The organism is gamma proteobacterium symbiont of Lampromicra miyakona (assembly GCF_059730895.1).
In genome coordinates this window covers 3451780-3468647 of the sequence record NZ_AP035932.1, presented here as the reverse complement: position 1 = coordinate 3468647, position 16868 = coordinate 3451780, and the positions used below count along the sequence as shown (strand labels likewise).

Genomic DNA, 16868 nt, shown 5'->3' with positions numbered 1-16868 from the left:
ACGTATGGCAGAAAACGTTTAAACAACAGCCCTTTCTTCCGCCTTAGCGCCCGCGCCCCAGCGGCACAATCATTGGCGTATGCGCCACCGGATCCTCAACAATCACACAGCGTAATCCGTACACCTGCTCAATCAGTGCTGGCGTCACAATCTCGCCAGGCTTGCCCTCGGCAATGATCTTCCCGTGACGCATGGCGATCAGATGAGTGGCGTAGCGGCAGGCGTGATTAAGGTCGTGCAGCACCACCACCAGCGTGCGGCCATGCTGCTGATTGAGCGTCTGCATCAGCTCAAGCAGCTCAATCTGGTGGGTAATATCCAGCCAGGTAGTGGGCTCATCCAGCAGCAGCAGCGGCGTCTGCTGCGCCAGTACCATGGCGATCCATACGCGCTGACGCTGCCCGCCGGACAGGGTATCGACCGCCTGTTGCGCCAGGTCCGCCACGCCGGTGGCCAGCATCGCCTGCTGTACCGCCGCTTCATCCTCTGCGCGCCAGCGGCCAAACAGTGACTGATGCGGATAACGTCCGCGCGCCACCAGCTCGCTCACGCTGATGCCCGCCGGTGCGTTTGAACTCTGCGGCAGCAGGCCAAGACGGCGCGCCACCTCTTTGGTGGGATAACGTGCAATCGCCTCGCCGTCCAGCAGCACGTCGCCTTTCAGCGGTGCCTGCAGGCGGCTGAGGGTGCGCAGCAGGGTGGATTTACCGCAGGCGTTAGGGCCGATAATCACGGTCAGCTCCCCTTGCGGAATCGCCACCGACAGATTTTCCGCCACTACCTTTTTGTCATAACCCAGCGTCAGGCCTTCGCCATGCAGCCGTGAAGGAATATCGATCATTGGCGTCGCGCCTCCCGCACCAGTAACGCAATCAGATAGAGTCCGCCCAGGCTGACGGTAATCACGCCAACCGGCAGTTGATAAGGCAGGAACAGATGCTGCGCGGCATAATCGGCGGCGCACAACAGCAGCGCGCCGCACAGCGCCGCCAGCCATAATGCGCCTTTTTCCCCGCCGCTCAGCCGGCGCGCAATCTGCGGTGCCAGCAGCGCCACGAACGAGATCGGCCCCGCCAGCGCGGTGGACGCCGCGGTCAATAGCACGCCCAGCAGCATCAGCCACAGGCGGCTGCGCTCCACCGGCACGCCGAGCGCGCAGGCGGTGTCGTCGCCCATCTCCAGCAGACGCATGCGGCGCGTTAACAGCGCCACCAGCAGCAGCGACAGCAACAGCACCGTCACCACCGGCGGCGTTTTCGTCCAGGTGATGCCGTTAAGCGAGCCGGCGCTCCACAGCCCGGCGCTGAGCGCCGACTCCAGCGAAGCGCTGATAATCAGCCAGGCATTGAGCGCCATCAGCAGCGCGCGCACACTAATGCCCACGATGATTAACCGAAACGTTTCCACCCCGTTGCGCCAGGCAAACAGATACACCAGCGCAGCCGTCGCGATACCGCCGATCAGCGCGGCCCCGGTCATCGCTGCAATACTTTGATTGAACAGCACCAGCGCCACCAGCACACCGCTGTAAGCGCCGGTATTGAAGCCGAGAATATCCGGGCTGCCGAGCGGGTTACGCAGCAGCGACTGAAAAATTGCCCCGCTGACACCCAGCGCCGCACCGATCAGCAGCGCCATCAGCACGCGCGGCAGCCGCCACTCCACCACAATCAGCTGCACGTTGGCCGCTCCCTGCCCGCGCAGCGCCTGCCACACCTGCTCCGCCGTAATCGGCAGCGCACCGCGCGTCAGCGCCAGCCATGTCAGCAGCGCACACGCTAATAGCAGCCAGCTGCCATGCAACCAGGCGCGCCGCGTCATAGTCCACCTCGCCCGCGCTGGCGCCGCACCAGCAAAATCAGCATCGGCGCACCAAGGATGGCGGTCACTATTGAGACACGCAGTTCGCCTGCCACCATCATCCGCCCCAGAATATCCGCCGCCAGCAGCAGCGCCGGGGTGATCAGCGCCGTCGCCGGCAGCAGCCAGCGGTGATCGTTGCCCACCAGCCAGCGGGCAAAATGCGGCGTCATCAGGCCGATAAAAGCGATCGGTCCGACGGCGGCAGTCGCCGCGCCGCTCAGTAAGGCAATCGCCAGCAGGCCCAGCAGTTGAGTGCGCACCACGCGCGTGCCCAGCGCCGCCGCCATATCGCCGCCCATGCTCAGGCTGTTCAGCGATTGCGCCAGACCCAGCGCCAGCGCCGCACCGGCCAGCACCGCCGGGCTCAGGGTACGCAACACGCTGAAATCGCGGATATCCAGCGAGCCGCTCTGCCAGAAGCGCAGGTGATCGTAAATGTCCGGATTGAGCAGCGACAGGCCGGAGGTTAAGCCCTCCAGTACCGCCGCCAGCGCCACGCCCGCCAGCGTCAGACGCACCGGATTGACGCGCCCGCCGCCCATCGCGCCAATCACCGTCATCAGCAGCGCCGCCAGCAGTGCGCCGCTGAAGGCCAGCGTCAGCCACTGCAGCGGGGAGTCCGCCCCCAGCAGCGCGATGCCGAGCACGATGGCAAAACCGGCACCGGCGTTCACGCCCAGAATGCCCGGCTCGGCCAGCGGATTACGCGTCAGGCTCTGCATCAGCGCGCCAGCCAGCCCCAGCGCCACGCCAGCCAGCAAACCGGCCAGCGTGCGCGGCAGGCGCGCATCGCGCACGATGATGCACTCCGCGCTGGAGCAGGAGGCGGTGAGAGCGTGATACACATCGGAAAGCGGTATTGATTTGGCACCCAGCATCAGACTGAGCGCCATGAGGAGCAAAAGCAGAATCCCTGAGCCTGCTAATGCACGGATCTGGCGCATAGCGTTCTAAACCTTCACTGTTCGACGTCGTTGCAGTGCAACGTAATGTGATAATGATATTTGTTATCGTTATTACTCGCGTTTGCCTATGTTACCATGAGTCGCCTCGCGGATGATGAGGAAAATTGGTGCAAAAAGGCGAAACAATGAACAAACCCTCTCACTTTATCGATCTCTCATTGCTGAAAACCCACGCGGCGTTTCGCGCGGTGTTTATTGCGCGTTTTATCTCGATTGTGGCGCTCGGTATGCTGGCCGTTGCCGTGCCGGTGCAGATTCAGCAGATGACCCATTCCCCGCTGCTGGTGGGCCTCGCCGTCACACTGTCCGCTGCCGGCATGTTTACTGGCCTGCTGACCGGCGGCGTGCTGGCCGATCGCTATGAGCGTAAGACGTTGATCCTGCTTGCCCGCACCACCTGCGGGCTGGGCTTTGTCGCGCTGGCGATAAATGCCGCGCTGCCCGCGCCTTCGCTGCTGGCGGTCTATCTGCTGGGCTTGTGGGACGGCTTTTTTGGTGCGATTGGCGTCACGGCGCTGCTGGCCGCTACGCCAGCGCTGGTGGGGCGCGAAAACATCATGCAGGCCGGTGCCATTACCATGCTGACGGTGCGCTTCGGCTCGATTTTATCGCCGGCAATTGCTGGTGTGGTGATCGCGCACGGCGGCGTGCTGTGGAATTACGGACTGACCGCCTTCGGCACGCTGCTGACGGTACTGACGCTGCTAAAGCTGCCTGCGCTGCCCCCGCCTCCGCAGCCGCGCGAGCATCCGTTGCGGGCGCTGGCAACCGGCGTGCAATTCCTGTTCGCCAGCCCGCTGGTCGGCATGGTGGCGCTGACCGGTGCGCTGGTAACGCTGGCCAGCGCCATCCGCGTGCTGTACCCGGCGCTGGCACCGCACTGGTCAGTCAGCGCCGACCAGCTCGGTATGCTGTACGCCGCCGTGCCGCTCGGTGCCGCCGTGGGTGCATTTACCAGCGGCAGGCTGAAACAGGCGGCGCGCCCTGGGCGGCTGGTGCTGGGCAGTGCCGTGGCCGGTTTCGTCGCCCTGGGCCTGTTCAGCCTGATGCCGACGCTGTGGCTGGCGCTGCTGTGTCTGGCGGGCTTCGGCTATTTCAGTGCCATCAACAGCCTGGTGCAATACGCGATGATTCAGCTGCTGACGCCGGATCATCTGCTGGGCCGCATCAACAGCCTGTGGACGGCGCAGAACGTGTGCGGCGATGCCCTCGGCGCCGCGCTGATTGGTGCCCTCGGTTCGTGGCTGCTGCCGGCGCAGGCTGCCGCGGCGTTTGGCTGTGCCGCGACACTGCTTGGCGTCATGATGTGGCTGATGATGAAAGGATTACGGCGCTATCAGGCGCCCGCGCCGGTGCTGGCGCAGCAAACATCATGATTTGACGAACAGCTGATGCAGACGCGTCAGCAGATTGCTGGCGCTGTAGTAATCCAGGCGGAAGGTGTCGATACCCAGCGCATAGACCTGCTTATCGCGCACCGCCGCGTTTTGCGCCAGGAACGGGTTGCTCAGCACTGACTGCGCGGTTTTGTCATCGCCGGCAAAGAGCAGGAAGCTGTGACCGGTCAGGCTGGCGGCGAGATTCTCGCCCGAGAGCTGAATAATGTCTTTGCGCTGGCCCATACTGTGCCCCTGTTGCGTGTCAGCCGGCGGCTGCGCCAGGGAAAAACCGAGCTGCTGCAACAGTTTGCCCTGCGCCGATGCGGCGGTCCACAGATTCACCGCCCGGCCATCACCGTTCCATACCATCGCGGAGACCGGCTGCGGTGGCAGCGTAATGGCCTGCTTCAGCGCCGCTTCGCGATCGTCGAACTCTTTTACGCACTGCGCCGCCTGTGCTTCATGGCCGGTGGCCTGCCCCAGCAGCGTAACCACATCCTGCCAGCTCTTATCGTCGTAGTTGACCACCAGCGTGGGGGCAATGGCGGACAGCTGACTGACCAGCTTCAGGGCGGAGTCATTACCGGTGGCGCTGACGATGATCAGATCCGGGGCTTGCGCCGCAATCGCCTCGGCGCTCGGTTCACCAATATACAGCCGCTTAACGTGGCGCTGCTTTGCCACCTCGCCCCACTGACGGAAGAAGCCCTGATCGTCGGCCAGGCGGCTTTTCGGTGCGGTCGCGCCTGAGGCGATGACCGGCGCGTCAATCGCCAGCAGCGAGCCGGTCAGCGTGACGCTGGTGGAGACAATGCGCTGTGGTGCCTGGTTAAGCGTTACCGTTCCGGTCGCGCCCTGTACGCTGCGCGGCCAGCCCTGGTCGGCCCGCGCTGTCCCTGACAGCGACTGGAAAATGAACAACAGGACAGCCATGCCCCATAAACCGCATTTATTCATAAGTTTTGATCCACCTTTTAGCTTAATGCCTGGCCCGGCGTCAGCCGCCGCTTACGTCTGACAGCACGGTAAATCCCGCGAATGGATTGACTCTTTGCCCCTTTCGACGTAGGTTACAGAGCCATAATAAAAATGATAATCATTCTTAATAATCTTATCATTTATAGGTGAAAATTATGGTGGAAAGCTCCACGTTTGAAAATGCCTGGCTGAAGGATTTTTCCGCGCTGTGCCGCGGTTTCCTTTTCACCTCGCCATGGCGCAGCCTGGCCACCCAGGGGTGCTATACCACGATCAACACGCCGGTGGGCGATGCCGCGCTGCTGCAGGGCGACTTTCAACAGCAGCTGCGCCAGCACTTTGCCGCGGCGAAAAAGCAGGGGATCGCCAATCCGCTGCTGGTGGGCGCGATTCCGTTTGACGTCAGCCAGCCAGCATCGCTGTTCATACCCGAATCCTGGCAGAGCTTTAATCGCGCCGACCTGCAACAGGCGTTACCGGCGCAGCAGAGCGAACTGCCGGCAGTGCGGCGGCGGACGGCAGTACCGGATCACGCAGTGTTTACCCGCATGGTGGCCGACGCCGTTGCCACCATCCAGCGCGGCGATCCGGACAAAGTGGTGCTGTCGCGCCTGATGGATATCGTCACGGAGCAGCCGGTGGATACCGCCGCGCTGATGCAGCGCGTGATCGCGCAAAATCCCAATAGCTACCATTTCCATCTGCCGCTGGCGGAAGGCGGTGCGCTGGTGGGCGCCAGCCCGGAACTGATGCTGCGCAAACAGGGACGCGATTTCTCCTCCTGCCCGCTGGCCGGCTCGGCGCGCCGCCATCATGACGATGTCAGCGCCGATCGCGCGGCAGGTAACACCCTGATGGCGTCAGCCAAAGATCGCCACGAACATCAGCTGGTGACCGACGCGATGCGCAGCACGCTGCAGCCGCGCAGCCGCCTGCTGTCAGTGCCTACCGTGCCGTCGCTGATCACCACCGCCACGCTGTGGCATCTGGCGACGCAAATCGATGGCGAAGTGCAGGATGAGCGCGAAAACGCGCTGTCGCTGGCTGCGCTGCTGCACCCAACCCCAGCCCTGAGCGGCTTCCCGCACGCCCGCGCACAGCAGCTGATTCAGCAGCTCGAACCCTTTGATCGCCAGCTGTTTGGCGGCATCGTCGGCTGGTGCGACAGCGAAGGCAATGGCGAATGGGTGGTGACCATTCGCTGCGGAACGGTAAACGGCACGCGCGTGCGGCTGTTTGCCGGCGCTGGCATCGTCGCCGACTCACAACCGGAATCAGAATGGCGTGAAACGGGTGTGAAGCTGGACACCATGTTGCGCGCTTTTGGACTGCAATAAAGGAACAAGCATGAGCATTCCCTTCAGCCGCTGGCCGGCACATCTGGCCGCGCGCTACCGCGAAAAAGGCTACTGGATCGACGTGCCGCTGACCGACATCATCGACCGCCATCGCGAAAACGACGCTATCGCCGTGATCGACGGCCCTTTACAGCTCAGCTACCGCCAGCTGGCGCAACGCAGTGATAATCTGGCGGCGGCGCTGCAGCGACGCGGTTTACAGCGCGGTGACACGGCGCTGGTGCAGCTCGGCAACGTGGCGGACTTTTACGTTACGCTGTTTGCCCTGTTTAAGCTGGGCGTGGTCCCGGTGTACGCACTGTTCAGCCATCAGCGCACTGAACTGCTGGCCTATGCGCAGCAGATTGCACCGAAACTGCTGATTGCCGATCGCCAGCACTCGCTGTTTGCCAGCGACGACTTCATCGCCACGCTGTGCGAGGCGCAGCCCACGCTGCAGCAGGTGATCCTGCGTAACGACGCGCAGGCGGAAAATACGCTGGCGTCGCTGCAGGATGAAGCGGCTGGCGATTTTATCGCGACACCGACGGCCGCCGATGAAGTGGCGTTTTTCCAGCTCTCCGGCGGCAGTACCGGCACGCCGAAGCTGATTCCGCGCACCCACAACGACTACTACTACAGCATCCGCGCCAGCGACGAGATTTGCCACATCAATGCCGACACGCGCTATCTGATCGCCCTGCCCGCGCCGCATAACTTTGCCATGAGTTCCCCCGGTTCGCTCGGGGTGTTCTATGCCGGCGGCCAGGTGATTCTCGCCGCGGATCCCAGCGCCACGCTCTGCTTCCCGCTGATTGAGCAGCACCAGGTGACCGATACCGGACTGGTGCCGCCGGCGGTCAGCCTGTGGTTGCAGGCGATTCAGGAGTGGGGCAGCAATTCAGCGCTGGCCTCGCTGCAGCGCATTCAGGTGGGCGGAGCCAAACTGGGCGAAACGCTGGCCGCACGCATTCAGCGTGAAATCGGCTGCCAGCTGCAGCAGGTGTTTGGCATGGCGGAAGGGCTGGTTAACTACACGCGCTTCGGCGATGACGAGCAAACCATTCTGACTACCCAGGGGCGGCCGATTTCGGAAGATGACGAAGTATGGGTGGCCGACGAGAACGGCAATCCGCTGCCGCCGGGCCAGGTGGGTCGCCTGATGACGCGCGGCCCTTACACCTTCCGGGGCTACTACAACAGCCCGGAGCACAATGCCGCCAGCTTCGACGCCAACGGTTTTTACTGCTCAGGCGATCTGATTGAGATCAACGCTCAGGGTTACATCACCGTACAGGGACGCGAAAAGGATCAGATCAACCGCGGCGGCGAGAAGATCGCCGCAGAAGAGATCGAAAACCTGCTGCTGCGCCATCCGGATGTGATCCACGCCGCGCTGGTGTCCATGCATGACGAGCTGATGGGTGAAAAGAGCTGTGCCTTCATTGTGGCGCGCCAGCCGGTGAAACCGGTCGCGCTGCGCCGCCATCTGCGCGAGCTGGGCATTGCCGAATTCAAACTTCCCGACCGCATTACCTGCGTCGACGCCCTGCCGCTGACCCCGGTGGGCAAAGTGGATAAAAAACGTTTACGCCAACAGCTTGCTGAGCAGACGCAAGCCTGATTTTTTCCGGAGATTGTAATGGCTATTCCAAAACTGACGTCTTATGCGCTGCCCGCCGCCACTGAGCTGCCAGCTAACAAAGTACAATGGGCGCTGGAGCCTCAGCGCGCGGCGCTGCTGATTCACGATATGCAGGCCTATTTCCTCAACTTCTGGGGCGAAGACAGCCCGCTGGTGAATCAGGTGGTGGAGAACATTGCCCGCCTGCGCGCTTACTGCAAAGCGCAGGGCATTCCGGTGTTCTATACCGCCCAGCCCAACCAGCAAAGCGATGAGGATCGCGCGCTGCTGAATGATATGTGGGGACCGGGGCTGAACAAACATCCGGATCAGCAGAAGATCGTCGACGCGCTGGCGCCGGATCAGGACGATCAGGTGCTGACTAAATGGCGCTACAGCGCGTTTGTGCGCTCGCCGCTGGAATCTATCCTGCAGGAGATGGGCCGCGATCAGCTGATCATTACTGGCGTGTATGCCCACATCGGCTGCCTGACCACCGCCACCGACGCCTTCATGCGTAACATCCAGCCGTTCATGGTGGCCGATGCGCTGGCCGACTTCTCGCGCGACGAGCATATGATGGCGCTGACCTACACCGCAGGCCGCAGTGGCAAAGTGGTGATGACCGCCGACCTGATGCCGCTGCCACAGAGCAAGGACGCGCTGCGCGCGCTGATTCTGCCGCTGCTGGAAGATGATGACGTGCCGGAAGATGATGAAAACCTGATCGATTATGGGCTGGATTCGGTGCGCGTGATGGCGCTGGCGGCGCGCTGGCGTCAGGTGCACAGCGATATCGACTTCATCAGCCTGGCGAAAAACCCCAGCATTGATGGCTGGTGGGCGCTGCTGTCACGGGTGCCAGCCCAATGAGCGCCTGTTTTGATTTCAGCGGAAAAATTGTCTGGGTAACCGGTGCCGGCAAAGGCATCGGCTACCACACCGCACTGGCGTTCCATCAGGCCGGTGCGCAGGTGACCGGTTTTGATTTGCACTTTGGCCAGGATGACTATCCGTTTACCACCTGCCAGCTGGACGTCGCCGATAGCGCTGCGGTGCGCGACTGCTGTCAGTCACTGCTGGCCAGCCAGCCGCGGCTGGATATCCTGGTGAACGGCGCGGGCATTCTGCGCATCGGCAGCACCGATGCGCTGTCGTTTGCTGACTGGCAGGCGTGTCTCGCCGTGAACGCCGGCGGCGCGTTTAACCTGTTCCAGCAGACGCTGCCGGTCTTCCGCCAGCAGCGCGCTGGCGCGATTGTCACCATCGCCTCTAACGCCGCGCACGCCCCGCGCCTCGGCATGTCAGCCTATGGCGCGTCCAAAGCAGCGCTGCGCAGCCTGTGCCAGACGGTTGGGCTGGAGATGGCACCGTATGGCGTGCGCTGCAATATTGTCTCACCGGGATCAACCGATACCGATATGCAGCGCAGCCTGTGGCATACGCCGGAAGCCGAGCAGGAGATGATCAACGGTTTCCCGGATCAGTACAAACTGGGGATCCCGCTGCGTAAGATCGCCCAGCCGCAGGAGATCGTGAACAATATCCTGTTCCTGGCCTCGGATCTTGCCAGCCACGTGGTGCTGCAGGATATTGTGGTGGACGGTGGCGCAACGCTGGGAGCCTGAGGCATGGCAATCTGGAAACGTACGGTGGATCTCGCCACGCTGAATCAGCTGGGCGATAACTCGCTGGTGGCGCATCTGGGCATCGTGTTTACCGCCATCGGTGACGATTATCTGGAGGCCACCATGCCGGTAGACAGCCGCACGCAGCAGCCGTTTGGTCTGCTGCACGGCGGCGCGTCGGTGGTGCTGGCAGAGTCGATGGGCTCCATTGCCGGTTACCTGAGCGTGGAAGAAGGTAAAAGCGTGGTGGGCATTGAGGTGAGCGCCAGCCATCATCGGGCGGTGAGCAGCGGCGAGGTGTGCGGTGTTTGTCGTCCGCTGCATCTGGGGGCGCGCAATCAGAGCTGGCAGATTGAGATACGCAATAGTCGCGATCAGCTGTGTTGCAGTTCGCGGCTGACGGTGGCGGTGCTGGGGTAGGTTTGGTTCCGCTGCGGCCTGATGCCCTCACCCTGCCCTCTCCCACGGGGAGAGGGAATGATTGTGCGGCCTGGTGCTTTCTCCTGCGGGGAGAGGGAATGATGGTGCGGGCTGGTGCTCTCCTGCGGGGAGAGGGATGATGGTGCGGGCTGGTGCTCGGCGCTAAACAGCAATAAAAAAAGCGGCCATCTGGCCGCTTTTTTCGCTGACATCAACGCTGATAAATGATCTCGACGCCTTCGTCGTCGTCTTCATCCCAGTCGTCATCCCAGTCTTCGTCTTCTTCCACTTCCTGAGCATTTTCCAGCGCTTCACGGTGGTAATCATCCCACATGAAGGCCACTTTCTCTGGCTGCTTCGCTTCTTCTTCCGCTTCTTTTGGATTCGCGATGATAAAGCTCATCACATCCCAGCACAGCTCATTGACACCGTCACGGCTGGCGGCGGAGATCAGATAGTATTTCTCATCCCAGCCCAGCGCTTCGGCAATGGCTTTGGCGCGGCTTTCCGCCTCTTCGCGGCTCAGCAGGTCAGTTTTGTTGAACACCAGCCAGCGCGGTTTCTGGTACAGCTTGTCGCTGTATTTTTCCAGCTCGCCGAGAATGATGCGGGCGTTCTCTACCGGATCGGATTCGTCGATTGGCGCGATGTCGATAAGGTGCAGCAGCACACGGCAGCGCTCCAGATGCTTGAGGAAGCGAATTCCGAGGCCCGCGCCTTCCGCTGCGCCTTCAATCAGGCCGGGAATGTCGGCGACCACGAAGCTCTTTTCGCTGTCCATACGTACCACGCCGAGGCTTGGCACTAAGGTAGTGAACGGATAATCCGCCACTTTTGGCTTCGCCGCTGATACCGCGCGGATAAAGGTCGATTTACCGGCGTTAGGCAGACCCAGCATCCCCACGTCTGCCAGCAGCATCAGTTCCAGCTGCAGGTCGCGCTTCTCGCCCGGCGTGCCCATGGTTTTCTGACGCGGCGTACGGTTCACTGACGATTTGAAGCGGGTGTTGCCCAGACCGTGCCAGCCACCTTTCGCCACCATCAGCTTCTGCTCATGGCGCGTCATGTCGCCCAGCGTTTCGCCCGTGCCCTGATCGATAACGCGCGTACCCACCGGCACTTTAACAATGATGTCTTTACCGCGTTTACCGGTACAGTCACGGCTCTGGCCATTCTGGCCGCGTTCGGCGCGGAAAGATTTTTCGAAACGATAATCGATCAGGGTGTTGAGGTTTTCATCCGCCAGCAGGTAAACATCACCGCCGTCACCGCCGTCACCGCCGTCCGGTCCCCCTTTGGGAATGTACTTCTCGCGGCGGAAGCTGACGCAACCGTTGCCACCATCACCCGCGACCACCAGGATCGTCGCTTCATCAACAAACTTCATTTTTTATCTCCGTCACACTGTCGTTTGCGCCACGCTGCGGGCGACAAACGGGTCCGCCAGGGTCTTCTGCGCTGACCGGCGGCGGATAATACAGGATTGGCAAAGCCATGTGTACATAAAGTGTACAGCAAACTGAGGCGCAAGGTCAGCGTGATTGCCGTAACCTGCGGCAGAATGTAAAAAGCCCCGCAAAGCTGCGGGGCCTTCCATTCGTGTGTTCAGACGTTAATCGTCTGCGGCACAACAACCTTACTCAGCAACGATGCTGATGTATTTACGGTTGTTAGGACCTTTAACTTCGAATTTAACTTTGCCGTCTGCGGTAGCAAACAGAGTGTGGTCACGACCACAACCTACGTTGTTACCGGCGTGGAATTTGGTACCACGCTGACGAACGATGATGCTACCTGCCAGAACAGATTCACCACCGAAACGCTTAACACCCAGACGTTTTGCATTGGAGTCGCGACCGTTACGAGTCGAGCCACCAGCCTTTTTATGTGCCATTTGTCAGATCTCCTCTTACGCGCTGATCACAGTGATTTTCACATCAGTGAACCACTGACGGTGACCAGCTTGCTTACGGTAGTGTTTACGACGACGAAACTTAACGATTTTAATTTTCTCGCCACGACCGTGAGCAACAACTTCTGCCTTGATCACACCGCCTGAAACCAGTGGCGCGCCGATTTTCACGTCTTCGCCATTTGCAATCATCAGAACCTGGTCGAACTCGATGGTTTCACCGGTTGCGATGTCCAGCTTTTCCAGGCGAACGGTCTGACCTTCGCTTACTCGGTGTTGTTTACCACCACTTTGGAAAACCGCGTACATATAAAACTCCGCTTCTGCGCATGCCTTTCTGTTCATCAGGCGGCGCGATAAATATTCACAATAGGGCGCGAATTCTACGCAAAACTCCAGCAGAAGACAAGTGCACTTTGCACTCTCTTGCAGAAAAAAAGCGCAGGACGAATGCAAACGTTTCTCAACCCGATTTTTCAAGTACAATCAGTAACAGATTACCTGAACTCACGCTGGGTAAAAGCGCTTACCATGCAGAAAACGAGTCAAAGCTGAACAGACGAATGAACTTAGAACAGATTAACGAATTAACCGCGCAGGACATGGCGGCCGTCAACCAGACCATCCTCGACCAGCTGAATTCAGATGTCTCACTGATTAACCAGTTGGGCTATTACATCATCAGCGGGGGAGGCAAACGCATCCGTCCGATGATCGCGGTGCTGTCAGCACGCGCGCTGAATTATCAGGGATCGCTGCATGTGACCAATGCGGCGCTGATCGAATTTATCCACACGGCGACGCTGCTGCACGATGATGTGGTGGATGAATCCGATATGCGCCGTGGCAAAGCCACCGCTAATGCCGCGTTCGGCAATGCGGCGAGCGTGCTGGTCGGGGATTTTATCTATACCCGCGCCTTCCAGATGATGACCAGCATGGGATCGCTGAAGATCCTTGCACTGATGTCCGAAGCGGTGAACGTGATCGCCGAAGGGGAAGTGCTGCAGCTGATGAACTGCAACGATCCGGATATCACCGAAGAGAGCTACATGCGGGTGATCTACAGCAAAACCGCCCGCCTGTTTGAAGCCGCTTCGCAGGCTTCGGCGATCCTCGCGGAGGCCACGCCAGCGCAGGAGAAAGCGCTGCAGGATTATGGCCGCTATCTCGGTACGGCGTTTCAGCTGATCGACGATCTGCTGGATTACAGCGCCGACGGCGAGACGCTGGGCAAAAATACCGGTGACGATCTGAGCGAAGGTAAGCCGACGCTGCCGCTGCTGCACGCCATGCACAACGGCACGCCCGAGCAGGCGCAGATGATCCGCAAGGCGATCGAAGAAGGTAATGGCCGTCATCTGCTGGAGCCTGTGCTGGCGGCAATGCAGCAAACCGGTTCGCTGGAATGGACGCGCAAACGCGCTGAAGAAGAGGCGGATAAAGCCATCGCGGCGCTACAGGCACTGCCAGAAACGCCGTGGCGCAGCGCGCTGGAAGCGCTGGCGCACATGTCGGTGCAGCGCGATTTCTGACCTGCTACGGGGCCGTCCGGCCCCGTTTTTATTTCTCCCCCCTGCTCTGCCCGTCTGATTACATTCCCTTGCAGCATTTTTGCGAAAAACTGCGCAGTTTCGTGCACAGGCAAAACAATTACTGGAAACATATGGAAATTATTTGCTATAAAAATCCGGATTTTTCCAGTTATCTCTGCGCAGGAGAGCCACAGCGCTGCAGAGATGGAGCACTAACACGGACACGGAGAAGAGAGTTATGCATGCAAGGAGAGAAGACTGGCATCCGGCAGATATCATTGCGGCCCTGCGCAAGCGCGGTACGTCACTGGCCGCCCTGTCACGTCAATCTGGCCTCAGTTCATCGACGCTGGCCAACGCGCTGTCACGCCCCTGGCCTAAAGGTGAATGGCTGATCGCCACGGCGCTGAAGGTCCATCCTTCCGAGATCTGGCCCAGCCGCTATTTTGATCCGGTCACACAGCGTCTGCTGGATCGTAAAAAGCGCATTCGATCGCCCCAGGATCTGAAAAAGATCGTCTCACGCGGGTAAAGCAAAAAAAAACCAGCCACGCTGTCGTGACTGGTTTTCATGCCTGGCAATCAGGACAAAGGATTACTCGCCGCTGACGCGCTCGATGTTGGCGCCTAACGCTTTCAGCTTGTCTTCAATGTGCTCGTAGCCACGATCGATGTGGTAGATACGATCCACCAGCGTCGCACCTTCTGCAATGCAGCCTGCCAGTACCAGACTGGCTGACGCACGCAGATCGGTCGCCATCACCTGCGCGCCGGACAAGGTTTCAACACCGTGACAGATAGCGGTGTTGCTTTCGATTTCGGCGTGCGCACCCATACGAATCAGCTCCGGGATGTGCATGAAGCGGTTTTCGAAGATGGTCTCGGTAATGACGCCGGTGCCTTCAGCCACCAGGTTGAGCAGCGTAAACTGTGCCTGCATGTCGGTCGGGAAACCCGGGTGCGGTGCGGTACGGATGTTAACCGCTTTCGGACGCTTGCCGTGCATATCCAGGCTCACCCAGTCTTCACCGACTTCAATCTCCGCACCCGCATCACGCAGTTTCGCCAGCACGGCGTCCAGCGTGTCTGGCTGCGCATTGCGGCACACCACTTTGCCGCGCGAGATAGCGCCGGCCACGAGGAAGGTGCCGGTTTCGATTCGGTCCGGCAGCACGCGATAGACGCCGCCGCCGAGGCGCTCAACGCCCTCGATGGTGATTTTGTCGGTGCCGGCGCCGCTGATTTTCGCGCCCAGCGTGTTAAGGAAGTTTGCCGTGTCGACAATCTCCGGTTCACGCGCCGCGTTTTCAATGATGGTGGTGCCCGTCGCCAGCGTTGCGGCGCTCATGATGGTCACGGTCGCGCCCACGCTGACCTTATCCATCACAATGTGCGCGCCCTTCAGGCGGCCATCCACAGAGGCTTTAACATAGCCCTCTTCCAGTTTGATCTCGGCACCCAGCTGCTCCAGGCCGGTAATGTGCAGATCGACCGGACGCGCACCAATCGCACAGCCGCCCGGCAGAGAAACCTGGCCCTGGCCAAAACGCGCCACCAGCGGCCCCAGCGCCCAGATGGAGGCACGCATGGTTTTCACCAGATCGTACGGCGCACTGAAGACATTAACTTCGCGCGCATCAACGTGGACCGAACCATTGCGTTCAACGCGCGCACCGAGCAGGCTCAGCAGCTTCATGGTGGTATCGATGTCACGCAGCTTCGGCACGTTCTGAATCTCTACCGGCTCTTCAGCCAGCAGCGCAGCAAACAGAATCGGCAGCGCAGCATTCTTCGCCCCGGAAATGGTCACTTCACCGCTTAAACGGGTGGGGCCTTGCACACGAAATTTGTCCATTAACACGGCTCTCAATTATCTATCAACAAAACAGCCAGAGTGGCGCTTAGAAACCGTTGAGTTTACGGTCGCGCGCCCACTCGGCTGGGGTATAAGTCTTGATGGACACCGCATGAATACGGTTATCCGCAATGTATTCCATCAGCGGCGCGTACACAGCCTGCTGTTTCTTTACGCGGCTCAGCTCGCCAAACATTTCGCCCACGGCAATGACCTGGAAATGGCTGCCATCGTTGCTGAGAACATGTACTTCTTCTAACGGCAGCGCCTGCATTAGCACGGCCTGAACTTCACTATTTTCCATCGCTCATTGCTTCACTTGATAATAATAAGGCGGATATCTTAGAGGAAAGCGCCTGACTCTTAAATACGCAAAAGCCCCTGAAAAAATCAGGGGCTTTGTCAGCCGCGCCGTTAATCAGGCGATTTGTTCCGCAGAAACAATAATCTGCTGCAGGTTGTACAGCTTGATTAACGAGTCGAGCTTATCGGTGATACCACTGAAAAGCGGCGTCGTGCCCTGCGCCCGCGCGATTTCACGCAGATGCACCAGCAGTGCCAGCCCGGCAGAATCAACCCGATCGAGCGCCGCCACGTCAATCGTGGTGATACCGGCCATGGCGCTGTCACGCGCCTGCCACAGCGCCAGCAGCGTATCGCGGTCCAGTTTGCCGCTCAGGGCCAGCGTGCTGGCAGTGCGCTGCCAGCGTAACGGTTCGCTCATTATTGCTGCTTGTCCAGGGTGATAGGCTGCGCGGCATAGGTTTTCAGCTGCGCAGTCAGGCCGTCGATGCCTTTGGTGCGCAGCAGATCGCTCCACTCATTCTGTTTGGTGGTGATCATGCTGATGCCTTCGGCAATCATGTCATAAGCCTGCCAGTTGCCGGTCTGGCTGTTCTTGCGCCACTGGAAATCAAGGCGCACCGGCGGACGACCGTTGGGATCGATGATGGTGACGCGAATCGCCACGATATTGGCATCGCCAATCGGCTGCTCAGGCTGAATCTGGTAAGTCTGGCCGTGATACAACGCCAGCGCCTGACCATAAGCCTGCGCCAGATAATCCCCGAACGCGGCAAAGTAGGCGTCGCGCTGCGCCGGCGTGGCTTCGCGGTAGTAACGGCCCAGTACCAGCGCCCCCGCGTATTTAATCTGCACGTACGGCAGCAGCTCCTGGCGCACAATTTCGCGCAGGTAATTCGGATCCTGCTTAATCTTCGGCTGTTCGTTCTTCAGGCGGGTAAAGGTTTTCTCCGCCGCTTCGTTCATCATCTTGTACGGATTGCTCTTGTTGGCGTCCGCTGCGTTTGCCGCCAGCGGCGCGATGGCCAGCAGGGCCACCATAAGGAAACGTTTTAACATCGTGTTGTAC

The 16868-nt window shown here is 60.2% G+C and carries 19 protein-coding genes; 8 read left to right on the top strand and 11 right to left on the bottom strand.

Features of this window, described 5'->3' with window-relative positions; genetic code table 11:
• Window positions 1–43 precede the first annotated feature (43 nt).
• The 3 genes from AC6I8P_RS16350 to fepD are packed head-to-tail and all read right to left on the bottom strand — an operon-like array spanning window position 44 to window position 2807.
• Window positions 44–841, bottom strand: coding sequence for an ATP-binding cassette domain-containing protein (locus tag AC6I8P_RS16350; RefSeq protein WP_148099269.1), 798 nt, complete (start codon window positions 839–841; stop codon window positions 44–46).
• On the bottom strand, window positions 838–1821 hold the full coding sequence (gene fepG, locus AC6I8P_RS16345) for an iron-enterobactin ABC transporter permease (RefSeq protein WP_125309462.1): 984 nt from the start codon (window positions 1819–1821) through the stop codon (window positions 838–840). The genes AC6I8P_RS16350 and fepG overlap by 4 nt, the downstream gene beginning before the upstream one ends.
• Window positions 1818–2807, bottom strand: a complete 990-nt coding sequence (gene fepD, locus AC6I8P_RS16340; RefSeq protein WP_058759585.1) for a Fe(3+)-siderophore ABC transporter permease — start codon at window positions 2805–2807, stop codon at window positions 1818–1820. The genes fepG and fepD overlap by 4 nt, the downstream gene beginning before the upstream one ends.
• Before the next feature lie 146 nt (window positions 2808–2953).
• Here fepD and entS point away from each other — a divergent pair, with 146 nt between their 5' ends.
• Window positions 2954–4204 carry an enterobactin transporter EntS gene (gene entS, locus AC6I8P_RS16335; protein WP_211725230.1) on the top strand — a complete coding sequence of 417 codons (1251 nt, stop codon included), beginning with the start codon at window positions 2954–2956 and terminating at the stop codon, window positions 4202–4204.
• On the opposite strand, the gene fepB is transcribed toward entS, so the two are convergent.
• Window positions 4199–5164 carry a Fe2+-enterobactin ABC transporter substrate-binding protein gene (gene fepB, locus AC6I8P_RS16330; RefSeq protein ID WP_498030780.1) on the bottom strand — a complete coding sequence of 322 codons (966 nt, stop codon included), beginning with the start codon at window positions 5162–5164 and terminating at the stop codon, window positions 4199–4201. The two genes, entS and fepB, sit on opposite strands and share 6 nt — an antisense overlap.
• 179 nt (window positions 5165–5343) lie before the next feature.
• On the opposite strand from fepB, the gene AC6I8P_RS16325 reads away from it, so the two are divergent.
• From AC6I8P_RS16325 to AC6I8P_RS16305, 5 genes are read left to right on the top strand one after another with little or no spacing between them, the layout of a single operon-like run.
• Window positions 5344–6522, top strand: coding sequence for an isochorismate synthase (locus tag AC6I8P_RS16325; protein ID WP_498031178.1), 1179 nt, complete (start codon window positions 5344–5346; stop codon window positions 6520–6522).
• A 10-nt stretch (window positions 6523–6532) separates the two neighbouring features.
• A complete protein-coding gene (locus tag AC6I8P_RS16320) occupies window positions 6533–8146 on the top strand; it encodes a (2,3-dihydroxybenzoyl)adenylate synthase (RefSeq protein WP_498030779.1) in 1614 nt (537 codons plus the stop codon).
• Between the two features lie 18 nt (window positions 8147–8164).
• Window positions 8165–9019 carry an isochorismatase family protein gene (locus AC6I8P_RS16315; RefSeq protein WP_021507724.1) on the top strand — a complete coding sequence of 285 codons (855 nt, stop codon included), beginning with the start codon at window positions 8165–8167 and terminating at the stop codon, window positions 9017–9019.
• Entirely contained in the window at window positions 9016–9774 is a 759-nt protein-coding gene (dhbA, locus tag AC6I8P_RS16310; RefSeq protein WP_150059179.1) for a 2,3-dihydro-2,3-dihydroxybenzoate dehydrogenase, read from the top strand. Before AC6I8P_RS16315 ends, dhbA begins: the two co-directional genes overlap by 4 nt.
• Window positions 9775–9777: 3 nt before the next feature.
• The gene (locus AC6I8P_RS16305; protein ID WP_498030778.1) at window positions 9778–10194 is read left to right on the top strand and encodes a hotdog fold thioesterase; all 417 of its coding nucleotides are present in this window, start codon (window positions 9778–9780) and stop codon (window positions 10192–10194) included.
• Between the two features lie 211 nt (window positions 10195–10405).
• Here AC6I8P_RS16305 and cgtA read toward each other — a convergent pair whose 3' ends face one another.
• The 3 genes from cgtA to rplU form a co-directional block, all read right to left on the bottom strand.
• A complete protein-coding gene (cgtA, locus tag AC6I8P_RS16300) occupies window positions 10406–11581 on the bottom strand; it encodes an Obg family GTPase CgtA (protein ID WP_058759590.1) in 1176 nt (391 codons plus the stop codon).
• A 249-nt stretch (window positions 11582–11830) separates the two neighbouring features.
• On the bottom strand, window positions 11831–12088 hold the full coding sequence (gene rpmA, locus AC6I8P_RS16295; RefSeq protein WP_006121751.1) for a 50S ribosomal protein L27: 258 nt from the start codon (window positions 12086–12088) through the stop codon (window positions 11831–11833).
• Window positions 12089–12103: 15 nt separating this feature from the next.
• The gene (rplU, locus tag AC6I8P_RS16290) at window positions 12104–12415 is read right to left on the bottom strand and encodes a 50S ribosomal protein L21 (RefSeq protein ID WP_021507728.1); all 312 of its coding nucleotides are present in this window, start codon (window positions 12413–12415) and stop codon (window positions 12104–12106) included.
• Window positions 12416–12669: 254 nt separating this feature from the next.
• Between rplU and ispB the strand changes: the two genes are divergently transcribed.
• Window positions 12670–13641 carry an octaprenyl diphosphate synthase gene (gene ispB, locus AC6I8P_RS16285; RefSeq protein ID WP_021507729.1) on the top strand — a complete coding sequence of 324 codons (972 nt, stop codon included), beginning with the start codon at window positions 12670–12672 and terminating at the stop codon, window positions 13639–13641.
• Window positions 13642–13879: 238 nt separating this feature from the next.
• The gene (locus AC6I8P_RS16280) at window positions 13880–14173 is read left to right on the top strand and encodes a helix-turn-helix domain-containing protein (protein ID WP_021507730.1); all 294 of its coding nucleotides are present in this window, start codon (window positions 13880–13882) and stop codon (window positions 14171–14173) included.
• Between the two features lie 63 nt (window positions 14174–14236).
• On the opposite strand, the gene murA is transcribed toward AC6I8P_RS16280, so the two are convergent.
• The 4 genes from murA to mlaC all read right to left on the bottom strand — a co-directional run bounded on the left by murA (window position 14237) and on the right by mlaC (window position 16858).
• A complete protein-coding gene (gene murA, locus AC6I8P_RS16275) occupies window positions 14237–15496 on the bottom strand; it encodes a UDP-N-acetylglucosamine 1-carboxyvinyltransferase (protein WP_021507731.1) in 1260 nt (419 codons plus the stop codon).
• Between the two features lie 46 nt (window positions 15497–15542).
• Window positions 15543–15800, bottom strand: coding sequence for a BolA family iron metabolism protein IbaG (gene ibaG / locus AC6I8P_RS16270; RefSeq protein WP_007886637.1), 258 nt, complete (start codon window positions 15798–15800; stop codon window positions 15543–15545).
• 114 nt (window positions 15801–15914) lie between these two features.
• Window positions 15915–16220, bottom strand: a complete 306-nt coding sequence (gene mlaB, locus AC6I8P_RS16265; RefSeq protein ID WP_021507732.1) for a lipid asymmetry maintenance protein MlaB — start codon at window positions 16218–16220, stop codon at window positions 15915–15917.
• A complete protein-coding gene (gene mlaC / locus AC6I8P_RS16260; protein WP_498030777.1) occupies window positions 16220–16858 on the bottom strand; it encodes a phospholipid-binding protein MlaC in 639 nt (212 codons plus the stop codon). Before mlaC ends, mlaB begins: the two co-directional genes overlap by 1 nt.
• Window positions 16859–16868: the final 10 nt, after the last annotated feature.

Excerpts from the sequence above, each read along its gene's own strand:
- AC6I8P_RS16350 (WP_148099269.1), bottom strand. The coding sequence starts at position 841 with ATGATCGATATTCCTTCACGGCTGCATGGCGAAGGCCTGACGCTGGGT.
- fepG (WP_125309462.1), bottom strand. The coding sequence starts at position 1,821 with ATGACGCGGCGCGCCTGGTTGCATGGCAGCTGGCTGCTATTAGCGTGT.
- fepD (WP_058759585.1), bottom strand. The coding sequence starts at position 2,807 with ATGCGCCAGATCCGTGCATTAGCAGGCTCAGGGATTCTGCTTTTGCTC.
- entS (WP_211725230.1), top strand. The coding sequence starts at position 2,954 with ATGAACAAACCCTCTCACTTTATCGATCTCTCATTGCTGAAAACCCAC.
- fepB (WP_498030780.1), bottom strand. The coding sequence starts at position 5,164 with ATGAATAAATGCGGTTTATGGGGCATGGCTGTCCTGTTGTTCATTTTC.
- AC6I8P_RS16320 (WP_498030779.1), top strand. The coding sequence starts at position 6,533 with ATGAGCATTCCCTTCAGCCGCTGGCCGGCACATCTGGCCGCGCGCTAC.
- AC6I8P_RS16315 (WP_021507724.1), top strand. The coding sequence starts at position 8,165 with ATGGCTATTCCAAAACTGACGTCTTATGCGCTGCCCGCCGCCACTGAG.
- dhbA (WP_150059179.1), top strand. The coding sequence starts at position 9,016 with ATGAGCGCCTGTTTTGATTTCAGCGGAAAAATTGTCTGGGTAACCGGT.
- AC6I8P_RS16305 (WP_498030778.1), top strand. The coding sequence starts at position 9,778 with ATGGCAATCTGGAAACGTACGGTGGATCTCGCCACGCTGAATCAGCTG.
- cgtA (WP_058759590.1), bottom strand. The coding sequence starts at position 11,581 with ATGAAGTTTGTTGATGAAGCGACGATCCTGGTGGTCGCGGGTGATGGT.
- rpmA (WP_006121751.1), bottom strand. The coding sequence starts at position 12,088 with ATGGCACATAAAAAGGCTGGTGGCTCGACTCGTAACGGTCGCGACTCC.
- rplU (WP_021507728.1), bottom strand. The coding sequence starts at position 12,415 with ATGTACGCGGTTTTCCAAAGTGGTGGTAAACAACACCGAGTAAGCGAA.
- ispB (WP_021507729.1), top strand. The coding sequence starts at position 12,670 with ATGAACTTAGAACAGATTAACGAATTAACCGCGCAGGACATGGCGGCC.
- AC6I8P_RS16280 (WP_021507730.1), top strand. The coding sequence starts at position 13,880 with ATGCATGCAAGGAGAGAAGACTGGCATCCGGCAGATATCATTGCGGCC.
- murA (WP_021507731.1), bottom strand. The coding sequence starts at position 15,496 with ATGGACAAATTTCGTGTGCAAGGCCCCACCCGTTTAAGCGGTGAAGTG.
- ibaG (WP_007886637.1), bottom strand. The coding sequence starts at position 15,800 with ATGGAAAATAGTGAAGTTCAGGCCGTGCTAATGCAGGCGCTGCCGTTA.
- mlaB (WP_021507732.1), bottom strand. The coding sequence starts at position 16,220 with ATGAGCGAACCGTTACGCTGGCAGCGCACTGCCAGCACGCTGGCCCTG.
- mlaC (WP_498030777.1), bottom strand. The coding sequence starts at position 16,858 with ATGTTAAAACGTTTCCTTATGGTGGCCCTGCTGGCCATCGCGCCGCTG.